This window comes from Actinomadura harenae (assembly GCF_003696215.1).
Taxonomy (GTDB): domain Bacteria; phylum Actinomycetota; class Actinomycetes; order Streptosporangiales; family Streptosporangiaceae; genus Spirillospora; species Spirillospora harenae.
Map to the genome: position 1 here is coordinate 110192 of NZ_RFFG01000014.1, position 17189 is coordinate 127380.

At 72.7% G+C, this 17189-nt stretch carries 17 protein-coding genes; 13 read left to right on the forward strand and 4 right to left on the reverse strand.

What is annotated here, in order from left to right; translation table 11 throughout:
• Positions 1-19: 19 nt before the first annotated feature.
• From panC to EBO15_RS10565, 5 genes are all read left to right on the forward strand, one after another.
• Complete coding sequence (gene panC, locus EBO15_RS10545) at positions 20-886, forward strand: pantoate--beta-alanine ligase (protein WP_122194157.1); 867 nt, start codon at positions 20-22, stop codon at positions 884-886.
• Positions 883-1296 (forward strand): aspartate 1-decarboxylase, encoded by a 414-nt coding sequence (gene panD, locus EBO15_RS10550; protein ID WP_122194158.1) that lies wholly within the window; start codon positions 883-885, stop codon positions 1294-1296. The genes panC and panD overlap by 4 nt, the downstream gene beginning before the upstream one ends.
• 155 nt (positions 1297-1451) lie before the next feature.
• Positions 1452-3071: an L-aspartate oxidase gene (locus tag EBO15_RS10555; RefSeq protein WP_122194159.1), complete on the forward strand. Its 1620-nt coding sequence runs from the start codon at positions 1452-1454 to the stop codon at positions 3069-3071.
• A gap of 13 nt (positions 3072-3084) precedes the next feature.
• Entirely contained in the window at positions 3085-3942 is an 858-nt protein-coding gene (gene nadC, locus EBO15_RS47260) for a carboxylating nicotinate-nucleotide diphosphorylase (RefSeq protein ID WP_122194160.1), read from the forward strand.
• Positions 3943-3956: 14 nt separating this feature from the next.
• The gene (locus EBO15_RS10565; RefSeq protein ID WP_122194161.1) at positions 3957-4748 is read left to right on the forward strand and encodes a type III pantothenate kinase; all 792 of its coding nucleotides are present in this window, start codon (positions 3957-3959) and stop codon (positions 4746-4748) included.
• A gap of 36 nt (positions 4749-4784) precedes the next feature.
• On the opposite strand, the gene EBO15_RS10570 is transcribed toward EBO15_RS10565, so the two are convergent.
• Positions 4785-5957: an MFS transporter gene (locus EBO15_RS10570; RefSeq protein WP_158628180.1), complete on the reverse strand. Its 1173-nt coding sequence runs from the start codon at positions 5955-5957 to the stop codon at positions 4785-4787.
• A gap of 99 nt (positions 5958-6056) precedes the next feature.
• Here EBO15_RS10570 and EBO15_RS10575 point away from each other — a divergent pair, with 99 nt between their 5' ends.
• Together EBO15_RS10575 and lysX are read left to right on the forward strand one after the other, a co-directional pair.
• Positions 6057-6983 (forward strand): LysR family transcriptional regulator, encoded by a 927-nt coding sequence (locus EBO15_RS10575; protein WP_122194163.1) that lies wholly within the window; start codon positions 6057-6059, stop codon positions 6981-6983.
• 90 nt (positions 6984-7073) lie between these two features.
• Positions 7074-8564, forward strand: a complete 1491-nt coding sequence (lysX, locus tag EBO15_RS10580; RefSeq protein ID WP_122194164.1) for a bifunctional lysylphosphatidylglycerol synthetase/lysine--tRNA ligase LysX — start codon at positions 7074-7076, stop codon at positions 8562-8564.
• 1 nt (position 8565) lies between these two features.
• On the opposite strand, the gene EBO15_RS10585 is transcribed toward lysX, so the two are convergent.
• Both EBO15_RS10585 and EBO15_RS10590 read right to left on the reverse strand, forming a co-directional pair.
• Positions 8566-9786, reverse strand: coding sequence for a cytochrome P450 (locus EBO15_RS10585; RefSeq protein ID WP_122194165.1), 1221 nt, complete (start codon positions 9784-9786; stop codon positions 8566-8568).
• Positions 9787-9881: 95 nt separating this feature from the next.
• The gene (locus EBO15_RS10590) at positions 9882-11003 is read right to left on the reverse strand and encodes a LacI family DNA-binding transcriptional regulator (RefSeq protein WP_122194166.1); all 1122 of its coding nucleotides are present in this window, start codon (positions 11001-11003) and stop codon (positions 9882-9884) included.
• A 464-nt stretch (positions 11004-11467) separates the two neighbouring features.
• Between EBO15_RS10590 and EBO15_RS10595 the strand changes: the two genes are divergently transcribed.
• Complete coding sequence (locus tag EBO15_RS10595) at positions 11468-11698, forward strand: LuxR family transcriptional regulator (RefSeq protein WP_026414168.1); 231 nt, start codon at positions 11468-11470, stop codon at positions 11696-11698.
• A 275-nt stretch (positions 11699-11973) separates the two neighbouring features.
• Here the strand turns inward: EBO15_RS10595 and EBO15_RS10600 are convergent, their stop codons facing one another.
• Positions 11974-12972, reverse strand: a complete 999-nt coding sequence (locus EBO15_RS10600; protein ID WP_233616104.1) for a C40 family peptidase — start codon at positions 12970-12972, stop codon at positions 11974-11976.
• 528 nt (positions 12973-13500) lie between these two features.
• Between EBO15_RS10600 and EBO15_RS10605 the strand changes: the two genes are divergently transcribed.
• The 5 genes from EBO15_RS10605 to EBO15_RS47265 form a co-directional block, all read left to right on the forward strand.
• Complete coding sequence (locus tag EBO15_RS10605) at positions 13501-14031, forward strand: amino-acid N-acetyltransferase (RefSeq protein ID WP_122194168.1); 531 nt, start codon at positions 13501-13503, stop codon at positions 14029-14031.
• A gap of 3 nt (positions 14032-14034) precedes the next feature.
• Positions 14035-15015 (forward strand): RDD family protein, encoded by a 981-nt coding sequence (locus tag EBO15_RS10610; protein ID WP_122194169.1) that lies wholly within the window; start codon positions 14035-14037, stop codon positions 15013-15015.
• 3 nt (positions 15016-15018) lie between these two features.
• The gene (locus tag EBO15_RS10615) at positions 15019-15579 is read left to right on the forward strand and encodes an RDD family protein (protein ID WP_199744450.1); all 561 of its coding nucleotides are present in this window, start codon (positions 15019-15021) and stop codon (positions 15577-15579) included.
• Between the two features lie 570 nt (positions 15580-16149).
• Entirely contained in the window at positions 16150-16470 is a 321-nt protein-coding gene (locus EBO15_RS10620; RefSeq protein WP_026414171.1) for a histone-like nucleoid-structuring protein Lsr2, read from the forward strand.
• 594 nt (positions 16471-17064) lie between these two features.
• On the forward strand, positions 17065-17189 hold a 125-nt coding region (locus EBO15_RS47265; RefSeq protein ID WP_139578418.1), incomplete at its 3' end, for a Clp protease N-terminal domain-containing protein.

Sequence of the window (17189 nt, forward strand, 5' to 3'; positions counted from 1 at the left end):
CCGACCCAGTGGAGGATTCTTGACACCGGTGATCGCGAAGACCCGCGAGGAACTGGCGGCCGTGCGGTCCGGCGTCCGGGGGACGCTGGCGCTGGTGCCGACGATGGGCGCGCTGCACGAGGGGCACCGCTCCCTGCTCCGCCGCGCCCGGCGGGAGGCCGGCACCGTGGCGGTGTCGATCTTCGTCAACCCGCTCCAGTTCGGGCCCGGCGAGGACCTGGACCGCTATCCGCGCACGTTCGCGGCGGACATCGAGGCGTGCGCCGCGGAGGGCGTGGACATCGTGTTCGCGCCGACCCCCGAGATCATGTACCCGGGCGAGCCGGTGGTGACGATCGACCCGGGCGCGATGGGCCGGATCGTGGAGGGCGAGACCCGTCCCGGGCATTTCGCCGGAATGCTCACGGTCGTCGCGAAGTTGTTGAACCTGACGCGTCCGGACGTCGCGATCTTCGGGGAGAAGGACGCCCAGCAGCTCGCGATGATCCGCCGGATGGTCGCCGACCTGGACCTTCCGGTCGAGATCATCGGGGCCCCGACCGTCCGCGAGCCCGACGGGCTGGCGCTGTCCAGCCGCAACCGCTACCTCGGCGAGGACGAGCGGACCACGGCCCTCGCGCTGTCCCGGGCCCTCCGGGCGGGCGCGGACGCGGTGGCGGACGGCCCGGACGCGGTGCGCCACGCGGCGCGGAAGGTCCTCGCCGAGGCGGAGGCGGCCGCGCCCCCGCTGGAGCTCGACTACCTGGTGCTCGTCGATCCCGCGACGTTCACCGAGGTCGCGGGCGACCATGACGGCCCGGCGGTGCTCGCCGTGGCGGGCCTGGTGGGGGCCACCCACCTGATCGACAACGTCCCCCTGGAGTTCGGCAAGGAGTCGCTGCGATGATCCGGACGATGTTCAAGAGCAAGATCCACCGCGCCACGGTGACCCAGGCCGACCTGCACTACGTCGGTTCGATCACGGTGGACGCCGACCTGATGGACGCCGCCGACCTGCTCCCCGGCGAGCAGGTGGACGTGGTGGACATCGACAACGGCGCGCGGCTGTCCACGTACCTGATCGCGGGCGAGCGCGGCTCCGGTGTGATCGGCATCAACGGCGCGGCGGCGCGGCTCGTCCAGACCGGCGACCTGGTGATCATCATCAGCTACGCGCAGCTGACCGACGCCGAGGCGCGCGCGTTCACCCCGACCGTGGTGCACGTGGACGCCGGCAACAGGATCGTCGCGCTCGGCGGCGACCCGGCCGAGCCGGTCCCCGGCACCGACCAGCTTCGTCCCGCGCACTCCCTCTGACCGGCGCTGAGCGACCCTGACCCGCGCCGACCTGGGTTTCTCCGGACGCCGCCACCCGATCGGGTGGCGGCGTCCGGCGTTTGTGGGGGGTCTCACACCGCCGACCTCCGAGGTTAGTGTCAGAATGACGAAAACTGCCTCCCCGAGGAGGGCGCATGATCCCCCGACCGCTCACCGCCCCCGCGCCCGGATGGACCCGGACCGCCGACACCGTCGTCATCGGCTCCGGCATCGCCGGGCTCGTCGCCGCGCTGCGCTGCCACGAACGCGGCCAGAGCGTCCTGCTGGTCACCAAGGCGCTGCTCGACGCGGGCTCCACCCGCTGGGCGCAGGGCGGGATCGCCGCCGCGCTCGACCCCGCCGACACCCCGGACGAGCACCTGGCCGACACGCTCACCGCCGGGGCCGGGGTCTGCGACGAGGACGCCGTCCGGGTGCTGGTCACCGAGGGCCCGGCGGCCGTCCGGCGGCTCGCCGACCTGGGCACGGCGTTCGACCGCGACGCGTCCGGCGCGCTCGAACTCGGCCGCGAGGGAGGACACCACCGGCGGCGGATCGCCCACGCGGGCGGCGACGCGACCGGGGCGGAGATCAGCCGGGCGCTGCGCGCCGCGCTGAAGGAGCACCAGATCGAGGCGATCGAGAACGCCCTGGTCCTCGACCTGATCAAGGACGCCGAGGGACGCGCCGCCGGGGTCACCCTGCACGTCATGGGGGAGGGTTCGCCGAGCGGCGTCGGGGCCGTCCGGGCGCGGGCGGTCGTGCTCGCGACGGGCGGGCTCGGCCAGGTCTACTCCTCGACGACCAACCCCGAGGTGTCCACCGGGGACGGCGTGGCGCTGGCCCTGCGCGCCGGGGCCGACGTCGCCGACCTGGAGTTCGTCCAGTTCCACCCGACGTCGCTGTGGACCGGTGAGGGCGCCCGCGGACGGCAGCCGCTCGTCTCCGAGGCCGTCCGGGGCGAGGGCGCGCACCTGATCGACCACGACGGCGTCCGGTTCATGGTCGGACGCCACGAACTCGCCGAACTCGCCCCGCGCGACGTCGTCGCCAAGGGGATCATGACGCGGATGCGGGAGACCGGCGCGTCCCACATGCTCCTGGACGGCCGCCACTTCGGCGCCGGCCTGTGGGAACGCCGCTTCCCGACCATCCTCGCGGCCTGCCGCCACCACGGCGTCGACCCGGTGACCGAGCCGATCCCGGTCGCGCCGTCCGCGCACTACGCGAGCGGCGGCGTCCGCACCGATCTGTGGGGCCGGACGGCCGTCCCCGGCCTGTACGCGTGCGGAGAGGTCGCCCGGACCGGCGTCCACGGCGCGAACCGGCTCGCGTCGAACTCCCTCCTCGAGGGCCTGGTCTACGCCGAGCGCATCGCCGCGGCCATCGCCGACGACGCCCCCGAACCCGGCGAGCCAGTCGCATCCGAGGACGTCGCCGAGCGCCCCGAGACCGGACGGGACGTCCGGAGCGAGATCCAGCGGATCATGGCCGCGCACGCCGGGGTGCTCCGCACCGCGGGCGGCCTCGCCACCGCCGACCGGGAGCTCGCGGCCCTCGCCGGGACGCTCGGCGAGCGCGGCGTCGACGGCTGGGAGGCGGCCAACCTGCACACGGTCGCGAGCGCGATCGTCGCCGCCGCGCGCCTGCGCGAGGAGACCCGCGGCAGCCACTGGCGCGACGACCGTCCAGGCCGCGACGACGCGAACTGGCGGGGGCGGCTGGTCACCCGGCTGACCTCGGATGGGACCCTGCAAACCGAGTTCGAGCGCTGAGGAGGAACCGAGGATGGATGCGGAACTCGCCGACCGCCTGCGGGCGGCCGGGCTGGACGCCGGCGCCGTCGAGCGGCTGGTCCGGACCGCCCTGGACGAGGACGGCCCCGAGGACGTCACCAGCACGCCGATCTTCGCCCCGGACGAGCGGTCCACCGGTGACTTCACCGCCCGCGAGGACGGCGTCGTCGCCGGGATCCCCGTCGCCGGAGTCGTGTTCGACCTGCTCGGCATCGACGCCGAGGACAAGGCCGCCGACGGCGACCGGGTGACGAGGGGCCAGGTGCTGATCTCGGTCTCCGGGCCGACCAGGGCCGTCCTGCGGGCCGAGCGGATCGCGCTGAACCTGCTCACCCACCTGTCCGGCGTCGCGACCGCGACCCGGGCCTGGGCGGACGCGATCGGGGACACCAAGGCCCGCGTCCGCGACACCCGCAAGACGCTGCCGGGGCTGCGCGCCGTCCAGAAGTACGCGGTGCGCTGCGGCGGCGGCGTGAACCACCGCATGGGCCTGTCGGACGCGGCGCTCGTCAAGGACAACCACATCGCCGCGGCGGGCTCGGTGACCAAGGCGTACGAGGCGATCCGCGCCGCGCACCCGGCCCTCCACGTCCAGGTGGAGTGCGACACGCTGGACCAGGTCCGCGAGGCCGTCGAGGCGGGCGCGACGTCCCTCCTGCTGGACAACATGGACCAGGACACGATGCTCGAGGCGGTCCGCCTGGTGGACGGCCGGGCCGAGCTGGAGGCGTCCGGCGGACTCACCCTGGACCAGGCCCGAGATGCCGCCGTGACCGGTGTCGACTACCTTGCGGTGGGTGCGCTGACGCATTCGGCGCGCGTGTTCGACATCGGCCTTGACTTCACCTGATCAGCGGGGACCTGATGCTGCTCACCATCGACGTCGGTAACACCCAGACCGTCCTCGGCCTGTTCGAGGGCGAGGAGGTCATCGAGCACTGGCGGATCAACACCGACCCGCGCCGTACCGCGGACGAGATCGCCGTGGTGCTCCAGGGGCTCGTCCAGCAGAGCCCGCTGCTCGCCGACAGCGACATCAGCGGCATCGCGCTGTGCTCCACGGTGCCGTCGGTCCTGCACGAGATGCGCGAGATGTGCCGCCGGTACTACGGCGACGTGCCCGCGGTGATCGTGGAGCCCGGGGTGAAGACCGGCGTCCCGGTCCGGATGGACAACCCCAAGGAGGTCGGGGCCGACCGCATCGTGAACTCGCTGGCCGCCGTGCACCTGCACGGCGGCCCGGCGGTCGTCGTCGACTTCGGGACGGCCACGACCTTCGACGCGGTGTCCTCCAAGGGCGAGTACGTCGGCGGCGCGATCGCCCCGGGCATCGAGATCTCCATCGACGCGCTGTCGGTGCGCGGCGCGCAGCTGCACAAGATCGAGCTGCAGCGTCCGCGCAACGTGATCGCCAAGAACACCGTCGAGGCGCTCCAGTCCGGCCTGATCTACGGCTTCGCGGGCCAGGTGGACGGCATCGTCGACCGGATGTCGGCAGAGCTCGCCGACGACCCGGACGCGGTGACCGTGATCGCCACCGGCGGGCTCGCCCCGCTCGTCCTGGACGAGGCCCGCACGATCGACCACTACGAGCCCTGGCTGACCCTGGTCGGCCTCCGGCTCATCTACGAACGCAACATCGGCACCACGAGCTAGACCGGATCCGGCGGCGCCGCCCCCGACCAGACCCGGCTAGACCCGGATCCAGATCCAGGTCAGGGACAGCGCCGCGAGCGCCGCGCCCGTCCCGAGCAGGGCCGTCAGCGGCGCCAGGGCGGTCAGCGCGGTGACGAGCAGCGGCGTGAACATGCCGGCGTAGACGAGCGCGTACACGATCGCGGACAGCCGGGCGAGCTCGCCCGGCGCCGCGATCCGCGCCGCCTCGCCGAGGCTGTAGGTCAGGACGAACCCGTACGCCGCCCCGAGCAGGACGGCCGCGGCGACGTTCAGCGCCGGCATCCCGGACGCGGCGGTCAGCGCGGCCATCACCAGCCCCGCCGTCGTCAGCCCGAGCCCGGTCCGCGCGACCAGCCGCGGATGCCGCGCCTCCAGCCGGCGCGCGAACGGCTGCGCCGCCATGCCCGACCCGAGCGTGACCGCCGTGACCAGCCCCGCGTACGCGATCCGCAGGTGATGGACGGGAACCTCGGCCGGAAGCACCGTGAACGCGTTCACCGGCGCGGTGAAGGACCAGATCGCCACCGGCGCCACCGCCGCCCAGAACTCGCCCCGCCCGTCCGGCGCCTCCGCCTCCGTCCGCGCCGCCTGGGGTGACGTCGCAGGACGATCCGGTTCGGGCGCCCGGACGAGCAGCGGCACCGCGACCCCCATGATCAGCAGGTGCGGCACGTACGCGGTCAGCAGCGGATGCGGCAGCCACTGCGCGACCAGCGCGGACGCGAGGGGCCCCGCCCCGAAGCCCGCCGAGACCGCCAGCGCCGTGATGCGGGTCCCCGAGCGCGGCGCCAGCTCCTTGACCCAGGCCGTCCCGGCGGCGAGGACCGCGCCGGTGACGACGCCCGCGGCGAGCCGTCCGGCGTACAGCAGGGACGGGACGGCCGCGCCCGCCATCAGGACGGCCGTGACCAGCGCGGACAGCGAGGCGAACGGCACCACCAGCCGCCGTCGCCCCAGCCGGTCGGACGCCGGTCCGCCCAGGGCGAGGCCGGGGACGAGCCCGAGCGCGTAGATCCCGAACATCGCGCGCGTCTCGCCGCCGCCCAGATGCAGCCGGTCGGCGTACAGGCCGAGCAGGGACGCGAACTGGTTGGCGCCCCAGCCGACCCCGAACATCGCCAGCGCCACCGGCCCCCAGGCGGAGAGGCGTTCGGGGGAGGGGGAGCGGGGCAAGGTGACTGTGGCCATGAGGTCCGGTCTACGCATCCCGGCCCGGGATCGGGAAAGCGGTTCACGAATCGTGAACCGGACGAAAGGCGTCCGGTCCGTCCCGATAGCGTGGGGTCTGTGGAGCTCCGTCACCTCGCCTCGTTCCTCGCGGTGGTCGAGGAGGGGCAGTTCGCCCGCGCGGCGGCACGGCTGTTCCTGTCGCCTCCCGCCGTCACGGGACACGTCCGGCAGCTCGAACGGGAGCTCGGCGTCCCGCTCCTGGAACGCTCCCCGCTGCGGCTGACCGAGGCGGGCGAGCGGCTCGTCCCGCACGCGCGCGCCGCGCTCGCGGCCGCCAACGCCGCCGCCGACGCGGTCGCCGACCTCCGCGACGACGCCCCGCCCACCGGCCTCCGCGTCGGGATCATGGTCCACGGCTCGGCCGAGCTGACCCCGGCGATCCTGCGCGCGTTCCGCCGCGCCCGTCCCGAGACGCCCGTCACCGTGGTCAGCCTCGACTTCACCGAGCACGCCACGGCCCTCGTCGAACGCCGCGTGGACGTGGCGTTCCTGCGTCCCGCCCCGGACGACGAGCGCCTCGTGTCCGACCCGATGACCACCGAGCCGCGGATCATCACCGTCCCGGACCGCGGCCCGTTCGCCGACGCCGGGGCGCTGCGCATGGCCGACGTCGTCGACGAGCCCTTCCTCGGCCTCCCGGACGGCGTGTCCCGCGCGTTCGCCGACTACCTCTACTTCTCCGCCGGACGCAACGGGGAGGCCCCGCGGCTCAACCCGGAGGGCGTCCGCACCCCACAGGACGTCCTGACCGGCACCGCCGCCGGACGCGGCCTCAGCTCCGGCCTCTACTCGTTCGTCCGGTTCTACAGCTGGCCCGGCGTCCGCTTCGTCCCGCTCCTGGACGCGCCGTGGGAGCAGAGCGTCCTCGCCGCCCGCCGGGACGACACGCGCCTGGAGGTCCGGGCGTTCCGCTCGCTCGCCGTGGCCCTGGCCCGCGACCTCGGTCCCGTTCTCGTCCCACCGCCGCCCCTGCCGAGGCCCTGAGAGGGGCCAGGAGGGCCCTGAGACGGCCTGAGAGGGCCTCGGGCGGGTAACGATTCCCGCCCAGAGGCGACGGGTCGGTAACCTTGGGCCGTGAGTGACGAGACCTACGACGACCTGCCCGAGCAGATGCGGGTGCGCCGGGAGAAGCTCGACCGGCTCCGCGAGTCCGGCGTCGACCCGTACCCGGTGACCTACCCCCGCACGGCGACCATCGCCGAGGTCCGCGCGAAACACCCCGACCTGGAACCCGGCACCGAGACCGGCGAGACGGTGGGCGTCGCCGGGCGCGTCATGCTCGTCCGCAACACCGGCAAGCTGTGCTTCGCCACCATCCGGGACGGCTCCGGCGACCTCCAGGTGATGCTGTCGCTCGCCAACGTCGGCGAGGAGCGCCTGGAGTTCTGGAAGCGCGAGGTCGACCTCGGCGACCACGTCGGGGTGACCGGCGAGGTCATCACGTCCCGCCGCGGCGAGCTGTCGATCATGGCGGAGTCGTTCGAGATCACCGCCAAGTGCCTGCGCCCGCTGCCGGAGAAGCACGCCGGGCTCACCGACCCCGAGGCGCGGGTCCGGATGCGGTACGTCGACCTGATCGTCAACGACGAGGCCCGCGAGATGGCCCGGTTGCGCAGCCGCACCGTGCGCGCCGTCCGGGACTTCTGGCACGACGAGGGTTACCTCGAGGTCGAGACGCCGATGCTCCAGCCGATCCACGGCGGGGCGGCGGCGCGGCCGTTCAAGACCCACATCAACGCCTACGACATGGACCTGTACCTCCGGATCGCGATCGAGCTGTACCTCAAGCGGCTCGTCGTCGGGGGCATCGAGAAGGTCTTCGAGATCAACCGGAACTTCCGGAACGAGGGCGCCGACTCCACGCACAACCCCGAGTTCACGATGCTCGAGGCGTACGGCACCTACCTCGACTACAACGGCATGGCCGACCTCACCCAGCGGATGTACCAGAAGGCCGTCGTCGCGGCCCTCGGCACGAGCGTGGTGCGGCACGGCGACGTCGAGATCGACCTCGGACTGCCGCAGTGGCCGCGGATCACCCTGTTCGGCTCGGTCTCGGAGCGGGTCGGCGAGGAGATCACCCCGCACACCCCGATCGAGGCCGTCCGGAAGATCGCCGAGGCGCACGGCATCGAGCCGGACGCCCGGTGGGGCCAGGGCAGGCTCGTCCAGGAGATCTTCGAGGAGCTCATCGAGCACACGCTGATCCAGCCGACGTTCGTCATGGACTACCCGGTGGAGACCTCGCCGCTCACCCGGCAGCACCGGGACGAGCCGCTGCTCACCGAGAAGTGGGACCTCATCGGCTTCGGCACCGAGCTCGGCACCGCCTACTCCGAGCTGGTCGACCCGGTCGAGCAGCGCCGCCGCCTCACCGAGCAGTCCCTGCTGGCCGCCGGGGGCGACCCCGAGGCCATGCAGCTCGACGAGGACTTCCTGCGCGCGCTGGAGTACGCGATGCCGCCGACCGGCGGCATGGGCGCCGGCATCGACCGGATGATCATGGCCTTCACCGGCAAGGGGATCCGCGACACCATCCTGTTCCCCCTGGTCAAGCCGGAATAGGTCAAGCCGGAGCGACAAGGAGCGGCAGCCCGGCGAGCCCGCGCAGCACGATGTTGTCCCGGTAGGACGGCTCGTCGAGGCCGCCGGGCCCCTCCGCCGGGACGACGTCCCGCGCGAAGAGCTCGCGCAGTGCCACCCCGCCCTCCAGCCGGGCCAGGGGAGCGCCGAGGCAGTAGTGGATGCCGAGGCCGAACGCCAGATGGCGGGCGGTCTCGGCATTCGCGTACCGGGTGACGTCCAGGTCGTCCGGACGGTCCGGGAACGCCGCCGGGTCCCGGTTCGCCGCGCCGGTCAGCAGCAGGACGATCTCACCGGTGCGGATCGGCGTCCCGGCCAGCTCGACGTCCTCCAGCGCCGCCCGGACGGTGAACTGGACGGGCGGGTCGTACCGCAGCAGCTCCTCGACCGCGACGGACGCCGCGTCCGGATGGGCGCGGAACCAGGCGAGCTGGTCCGGGTTCCGCAGCAGGGCGAGCGCGCCGTTCCCGATCAGGTTCACGGTCGTCTCGTGGCCCGCGACCAGCAGCAGGACGCACGTGGCCAGCAGCTCGGCCTCGGTCAGCGCGTCCCCGTCGTAGGACGCCGTCAGCGCGGTGAGCAGGTCGTCGCGCGGGTCGTCCCGGCGGAGCGCCGCCAGCTCGCGGAAGTACGCGCCGAACTCCGCGCGCGCCTCGTCCCGCCGGGCCAGATCGTCCGGCGGGAGCAGGAAGTCGGGGTCGAGGCCGCGGGCCAGGGCGTCCGACCAGCCGCGGAACCGGTCCCGGTCCCGCGCCGGGACGCCGAGCAGCTCGCTGATGATGATCACCGGGAGTGGGTGGGCGAGGCCGGTGACCAGGTCGAAGGGACCTCCGGCGGCGTCCGCGAGCAGGCCGTCCACGACCTCCTCGACGCGCGGGCGCAGCCGCTCGACCAGCCGCGGCGTGAACGCGCGCCCGACCAGCCGCCGCAGCCGCGTGTGGTCGGGCGGGTCCATGGTCAGGAACGAGGGGCGGGACGCCCGGCGCCATCCGCCGCCCTCCGGCCGGTGCCCGAAGCGGTGGTCCCGCAGGACGCTCTCGCACAATCCGTAGGACGCCGTGACCCACAGCCCGGCCTCCGTGCGCGTCAGCGTCCCCGCCTCCGCGATCCGCCGGTACGCGGCGTACGGGTCGGCGCGGAACGCCGGATCGGACGGATCGAACCCCAGGATCGCCCGCGCCCCGGGCACACCGGTCGTCGCCATGTGTCCAGGGACGCAGACCGAACAACATTCTGTCAATGGGCGGAGGGGGCGGGCTGCGGAGACGGCGACGGCGACGGCGGGATCAGGTGGAGGGATCAGGCGGAGTCGCGGAGGATGAGCTCGGGGGTCAGGACCAGCTCGCGGTGGGCGTGGGAGGCGCCCTCGGCGGTCTCGGCGAGGGCCAGCTCGGCGGCGGCGCGCCCCAGCTCGCGGCGCGGCTGCCGGACGGTCGTCAGCGGCACCGCCGCGGACGCGGCGAGCTCGATGTCGTCGTAGCCGATCACGGCGATGTCGTCCGGGATCCGGACGCCGAGCCGCACCAGCTCGTTGGTCAGGCCGATCGCGAGCAGGTCGTTGGCGCAGAACACGCCGTCCGGCACCTCGGGCAGCGCGAGCAGCCGCCGCGCGGCGGCCTGGCCCTCGGTCGGCGTCAGCGCGTCCATCGTGAACACCGGGGGCGTGCCGGTCCCCGCGCTCAGGAGCGTGCGCGCGGCGCCCTCGCGGCGGGAGACCACGGGACGGGGCTCCGGGCGCCCGCTGACGAACGCGATCCTGCGGCGGCCGAGCGCGAGCAGCCGGTCGGCGGCGACGGCGCCGCCCGCGACATGGTCGACGCGCGCCGAGCAGACGCCGGGACGGGCGTGGTCGAGCAGCACCACCGCCATCCCGGCGGCGCGCAGCCGCGCGACGTCGGTGTCGTCCATCCCGACCGGGATCACCAGCACGCCCTCGGCGCGCTGCGCGGCGAGCAGGTCGAGACCGCGCCGCTCCTTGGCGGGGTCGTGGTCGCTGGACAGCCACAGCACGTCGCGGCCGGCCTTGTACAGCGCGCGCTCGGCGCCGCGCGCGACATCGGAGGCGTAGGGGTTGGCGAGATCCTCGACGAGGACCCCGTAGGCGGGAGCACGGGAGGGCGGGGTGACGGCGGGGGGCTCCGGATGCGCCGCGGGCCCCTGACGGAGCCGCCGCGCGGACTCGTTGCGGACGAAGCCGAGCTCCTTGATCGCCGCGCGCACGCGGTCACGGGTAGCTTCGGCCACCAGGTCTGGCCGGTTTAGGACATTCGAAACGGTCCCAACTGAGACCCCGGCACGCCTCGCAACCTCCCGGATACTGGTCTGTGACAACTCACTCCTCGTCCGCCCCGGAACTGTTTCCGCAGGTCGCGCAGTATGTCGCGGATCACTTCCGAACGGGCAGTCACTCGCAGAGTCCATACAAGCACACAGCGTGCGCAATCGGCGCTTGACGGGCCGGATCCGGCCGCCTAGCGTTCCGAGCCGAAGCGTAGCTTGAAACGATTCACGATCTTCACCCTAACGGGGGTCGTCGGATCGGGCGAGAAAGGGTGGGTGGGATGGCTGGCGATCATGACCCGTCCCGGACGTGGCGGGCCCCGCCGCGTCGGCTCCGTCCGCGGCCGTGCGGTCGGACCCTCCGCGCCGGACGGCGCGCCGGTGTTCGGACGCTCAACGACTGAATCGTGACCCGGAGTTCCCCCGTCCCGCGACCCGTTCACGCAGGCGGCCACCTCCGGCCAAGCACGCCGACCCAGGAATCGATGATCTGGTCCGGAGCGATCCGGACCCCGGCAACCCGACGCGTAGACCTCGGCCTACCCGTGCCTGTGCAGCAGGCGGCTGCATCCCCGCGGTCATCACCACGGACGAGGGAGGACGGAGTGGAACAGGCCACACTCGCACGTCGTGGCACCGACGAACTGCGGCTGAACGAGGAGGAGATCAAGCTTCTCGCCCAGATCGCCAGTGGTGTCACCGCTGATGTGGCGGCACGCAAACTGGAGCTGAGCGCCCGGACCCTGCGCCGCCGGCTGCGGACCATCTGCGACCGGCTGGAGGTCAACACCCCTATCGAGGCCGTGGTGTGGGCGGCCCGAAGGCAGCTGATCTGACCACTACCGACCCGGCCGGGAGGCACGGCCCGCCCCGTGAACGAGGGGCGACGCCGCGCCGATGGCGTCCCGGCCGATCCGACGAGCGTCTCGTCCGACCCCGTGGCGGCGACGTCCCGCCGGGGCAGTGAAGCTCCCCCTGCCCCGGGCGTCGCCGCAGGACGCGGCTCGCCGGGACGACCCGTGCCCGCGAACGGCGACGGCACGCGGCGCCCCCGGCCGAGCGCACCTGGAACCCCCGCCGACGGCGCGGATGTCAGCGGGCCGCGCGGATGTCAGTGGGCGATGCGGACGGCTCCGGCGAAGGGGCGTCCCGCGAGGTTGTCGATCCTGACGACGTCGCCGGTGTGCGGCGCGTGCAGGATCTTCCCCGCGCCGACGTACAGGCCCATGTGGTGCAGGTCGGGATAGAAGAAGACCAGGTCTCCGGGACGGAGCCGGTCGCGGGTGACGTGCGTGCCCGCGTTCCACTGGTCGCCGGTGTAGTGCGGCAGGTTGACGCCGAGCTGCTCGTAGGCCCACATGACCAGGCCGGAGCAGTCGAAGCTGGACGGTCCCGACGCGCCCCACACGTACGGGTCGCCGAGCTTGGTCATCGCGGCCCGGAGCGCCCGGGCGCCGACGTTGTCGCCGACGACCGGCAGCTTCGCGACCGATTCCGGGTGGCGCTTCACGAGCTGCCCGCGGATCTGCTCGTAGGCGTCGGAGACCTTCGTCCGCTGCGCGTCCACCTGCCCGCGCAGGGAGCCCACCTCCTGCGCGCGCTGCTGCGCGGCCTTGAACGCGCGGTCGGCCGCCTGCATCGTCTGGAGGAGGTTCACGAACTGCGTGCTGTTCTGGGTGGCGAAGTACCGGAGTGTGGCGGCCCGGTCCAGGACCTGCTGCGGGTTCGCCGAGGCGACGAACGACACGGCCGGGTCGTTCCCGCCCGCCTGCATGTAGGTGGTCGCCGCCAGGCGGCTGAGCCGGGCGCGGAGGCCCTCGAGGGCGGCGTTCTGCTGCCGCGAGGTCGCGGTCGCGGCCTTCGCGGCCGCCTGGGCCTCGCGCAGCTTCACCCTGAGCCCGTTGTACTGCTCGGTGAGCTGCTCTAACTGGTCGGCGAGATGGAGCGCCCGTGAGGTGAGTTCCTTGTCGCCGGACGGCTTGGGCTCGGCGTGCGCGGCGAGGCCCGGTGGCGCGGCCGTCAACGCGACGGCCAGTCCGGCCACCACGGCGGCGCGCCGGGACGTGGCCCGGCGGGCGCGGGGAACTGAAGCAGGGCGCGATGGCTCCACGCGGTTCTCCTCTCCTCGTCCGCCTACCGGGCCGGCCGTCGGGTCCGGATGGCAGCGGCCCGTCGGCCGGTCGCGCGGCGCGGACGCCGCGGATGCGGCGGTCGCGGGCGTTCGGCGGATTCTCCCCGGCCGGCGACCGGCGCGGCCGTCGCGCCGCGCGGTGTCACCGAAGGCGGGTCCCCGGTCCCCGGGCGGCCGGCTGCGGTCCGGATACTCAGCGGATCGGGTCGGTCACGGTCCGAAACCCGATTCAGAGCCGGACACTAACGGAGCGGGAAGGGGATGCCAACCAGAACATGCGAAAAGCCGAGCAGGGCGCCGTCCTTCTGGTGAAGTGCCTGGTAGATCCCCGTGCCGGGCTGCTCGGCACGCCGCTTTCGCGGTGGTTTGCCCCCAGATTCGGCGCGCCGCCCGGCCGCCCCACGGCGTCCGGTGGGCGTCCGGGCGGGCGTCCGGAGGGTGTCGGCGCAGCCCAGCCCGCTTCCCGGACCGCGCCGACCCCGCGGAGTCCGATAGCGTCGCCTGCTTGTGGAAGTGGTGATCAGGCGGGCCCGCACGCCCGATGTCGAGGCGATCGCGCGGCTGATCGGCAGGCATGCCGGTCCGGGGCCGCGCATGCTGCGCAAGACGACGGTCTCGCTGTTCGAGGACGTCCAGGAGTTCTGGGTCGCGGAGGACCTCCAGGCCGCCGGACCGGACGGCCGCGCGCCGATCATCGGCTGCGGCGGCCTGCACGTGATGTGGGAGGACCTCGCGGAGGTGCGCTCCGTCGCCGTCGCGGAGGGGCACGGCGGACGCGGGGTGGGGCACCGGCTCGTGACCCGGCTGCTGGAGACCGCGCGCGAGCTCGGCGTCCGGCGCGTGTTCTGCCTGACGTTCGAAGTGGAGTTCTTCGCGCGTCACGGATTCCGCCCGATCCTCGGAACGCCCGTGTCCCACGAGGTGTACGAGGAACTTCTGCGTTCCTACGACGAAGGCGTGGCCGAGTTCTTGGACCTCGACCGGGTGAAGCCCAATACGTTGGGAAACACCCGGATGCTGCTCCGCCTGGAGGATTGACCCATGAGCGACTTCCCCCACCGGGGACGGCAGGACCAGCCGTCCCAGGGTGACCCCTCGTACGGCGGGCCGCCGCAACAGTGGCAGCAGTCCAGCCCGCCCGCGCGACAACAACAGCAGTGGCAGCAGTCCAACGTGCCCGCACAGCAGCAGCAGTGGCAGCAACCGCAACAGCAACAGCAACAGCAACAGCCCGACCAGTGGGGCCAGGGCCGGCAGCCGCGGACCGAGCAATGGGAAAGCGGCGGGACGCCGTCCTGGAACGACGGCGGCGCGAACGAGACGACCGACTACGCCGCCCCGGCGTACGACTCGTCCGGCTATGAATACGAGGAGGCCGAGCCTCCCGCACTCGTCCCCGCGCCGATCCTGCGGCGCGCGGGCGCGCGAATCATCGACGGCATCATGGTGTCGGCATTCGGTTTCGCGCTCGTCCTGCCGGTCACCCTCGCCGTCACCGGCGCCGGCGGGTCGAGCAAGAAGGCCGCCAACGAGGGCGGTGTCTGGAATTGGCCGATCTTCATCACCCTCTTCGCGGTGATGGCCGTCCTTCCGTTCGTCTACGAGGCCGTCCAGTTGTCGATGTGGGGCCGGACGCTCGGGAAGCGCTGGCTCGGCATCGGCGTCGTGCGCGCGCAACCCTTGGGCGAACCGCTCAGCGCGGCGCACGCGCTCTGGCGCGCGGCCATCAACAACATCGGCTACCAGATCGGTGTCTTCTTCTTTCTGATCGTCGCGGTGAAGGTCTGGAACTACGCGTTCACCGGCGAACTGCTCGTCGCGGGCGGCATGCTGATGGCGTATCTGTGGGCCATCTGGGACGAGCCGCTGCACCAGGCCCTGCATGACCGGCTCGCCGGAACCGTCGTCATCGACGAACGGGCGGGATACGAGGACGCGGGGGGTTATGACCAAGGCCACGACCAGGGATATGGATCGTCCTACGAAAGCGGCCAGTCAGGCCGCGGTGGTTACGCGGGTTAGGCGATGACCGCACCGGACGAACGCGTGGAGGAACGCGCGGGCGGCCCGGGGGCTCCGGGAGCGGCCGCCGCGGAGGGCGTGGCGGCCGCTCCCGCCGGCGGTCCCGTGGACGGGGCGGCCGTCGCGGCGTCCGGCGAGGCCGAGCCGGGGCAGCGGCTGCTCGCCCGGATCGTGGACACCCTGGCCGTCGGGCTGCCCGTGGTGCTGGTGCTGCGGGCGGTCCTTCCGCACGACACGGCGGACCACTGGTCCCCGACGGCGGTCGCGTCCGCCCTGCTCGTGTACGAGGCCGTCCAGCTCGCGCTGTGGGGGCGGACGCTCGGGAAGCGGGTCGCGGGCGTCCGCGTCGTCACCGCGGACGGCTCCCGCCCGGACCCGGCGCGCGCCGCCCTGAGGGCCGCCGTGTACGCCGTTCCGATCGCCCTGCGGCCGGTTCCGGTGCTCGGCCTGCTGGCCGGAATCTTCTGGGTCGTGAACGTCGGGACGGCGTTCCGCGGACCCGAGCGCAGGGCCGTCCACGACCGGATGGCGGGAACCGGCGTGGTGAAGAACACCATCGATTGACATAATGCGCGCAAATCCCCTTACATGGGGGAGTTGGGATCCGGGCCCCCGTGGGCGGCGCCGTCTTGGGGCCGTTGGAGAGTTTCGCCCGTCCCGGACTCGAGGGAAGAGTTCGCCCAGCGCCTACCGCAGCCGGGTTCACGCCACCTTCGCGCGACCTTCACGCCCGTCTTGCGTTGGACTTCCGGCCGCCTTCGGTATCTCTTCCAAGCACGTCATCTCTTCCGCACCCCCGGCCGCACCGCCGTTCCGCGCGACTTAGGACGACCTTCGTCCCGGCACGCCCGCCCCCAGGCAGGGGGCGGTTAGGGGCGTTACGTCGGGGTTAATCGGCGGTTCGTGGGACGATCGGGCCCGGACCGTTAAGCGGCCCGCCCCGGTTTTTTCCCGATCGGCGGACGCGCCCGGCCGGGATGCGCCGGATCATGCTCGATTCGGATGGTGTCCGATTACGATGAGTTACCGTGGGGGAAGCAAACTTCATCGCGGGTGTCGAATTGTCATCGACGCGCTTCGCGGTATATGTTTGCAGCCGAATGCAGTTTGCTCCAGTCTGAAAGGTCTGTCCTCATGGCACAGAAGGTTCAGGTGCTTCTCGTCGACGACCTCGACGGTGGCGAGGCGGACGAGACCGTAGCGTTCTCGATCGACGGCGCCTCCTACGAGATCGACCTCAGTAGCGCCAATGCGAAGAAGCTGCGGGATTCTCTTCAGCCGTTCGTGGAGGTGTCCCGCAAGGCGGGAACCCAGCGCCGCCGGCGGCAGCGCGGCGCGTCCAGCCGTGAGCGCAGCGCGGAGATCCGGGCCTGGGCCAAGGCCCGCGGCATCAAGGTCAACGAGCGCGGCCGTATCCCGGCCAACGTGATCGAGCAGTACGAGGCCGCCAACTAGCGGCGACGGTCGGCCGCAGGGCCGACCGGAACCGGGTCGGCGGGAGCGGGGACGCGGTCCCCGCGGGGGTCACGAGGGCCCGCCGACCGGACCGCCACGGCCCGCACCGGCTCGTCCGGACCGACCGGCCCGCCTTCCACCGTCCGCCGCAGGAGCGGCGACGCGAGGCGGGCCGTTCGCATTGCGCGAACAGGACGGGCGGATTGATCTTGAAGTGCGCCCCGAAGCGGACCGAGAAGGACGAGCGTTCGCCTCGAGGGCGGTCGTTCGGGCCCGGCGGGCGTTCGCTTGTGGCGTACAAGAGGTGCGATTCCCGCCCCGCCGGAGCGGAAGGGCCGCCCTGTGACCACGCCGGGCCCTCGCAATGGTGCTGGTGAGCCGCTCGTGAAGGGGCCGGGCAAAGGCCCGTTCGCTCGCGGCGTAGCGGGAACATGACGCATCAGTACGGTAGTTGGATGAGGATGAACAGCGCTTAGCTGGGGAACGTCTTCTGGTGGGAGTGCACCGGGCGGCCTCCTCGGGGCGGGCTAGCATGCGGAAGGACAGGTCCGGACGTTCCGGACTCTGCCCAACCGCTCTGTGAGGAGCGACGAGATGTTCGAGAGGTTCACCGACCGCGCGCGGCGGGTTGTCGTTCTGGCTCAGGAAGAGGCCAGGATGCTCAATCACAACTACATCGGCACCGAGCACATCCTCCTGGGTCTGATCCACGAGGGTGA

Excerpts from the sequence above, each read along its gene's own strand:
- EBO15_RS10620 (WP_026414171.1), top strand. The coding sequence starts at position 16,150 with ATGGCACAGAAGGTTCAGGTGCTTCTCGTCGACGACCTCGACGGTGGC.
- EBO15_RS10590 (WP_122194166.1), bottom strand. The coding sequence starts at position 11,003 with ATGGACTCTGCGAGTGACTGCCCGTTCGGAAGTGATCCGCGACATACT.
- EBO15_RS10585 (WP_122194165.1), bottom strand. The coding sequence starts at position 9,786 with ATGGCGACGACCGGTGTGCCCGGGGCGCGGGCGATCCTGGGGTTCGAT.
- panD (WP_122194158.1), top strand. The coding sequence starts at position 883 with ATGATCCGGACGATGTTCAAGAGCAAGATCCACCGCGCCACGGTGACC.
- EBO15_RS10610 (WP_122194169.1), top strand. The coding sequence starts at position 14,035 with ATGAGCGACTTCCCCCACCGGGGACGGCAGGACCAGCCGTCCCAGGGT.
- nadC (WP_122194160.1), top strand. The coding sequence starts at position 3,085 with ATGGATGCGGAACTCGCCGACCGCCTGCGGGCGGCCGGGCTGGACGCC.
- EBO15_RS10565 (WP_122194161.1), top strand. The coding sequence starts at position 3,957 with ATGCTGCTCACCATCGACGTCGGTAACACCCAGACCGTCCTCGGCCTG.
- EBO15_RS10555 (WP_122194159.1), top strand. The coding sequence starts at position 1,452 with ATGATCCCCCGACCGCTCACCGCCCCCGCGCCCGGATGGACCCGGACC.
- EBO15_RS10615 (WP_199744450.1), top strand. The coding sequence starts at position 15,019 with ATGACCGCACCGGACGAACGCGTGGAGGAACGCGCGGGCGGCCCGGGG.
- EBO15_RS10570 (WP_158628180.1), bottom strand. The coding sequence starts at position 5,957 with ATGGCCACAGTCACCTTGCCCCGCTCCCCCTCCCCCGAACGCCTCTCC.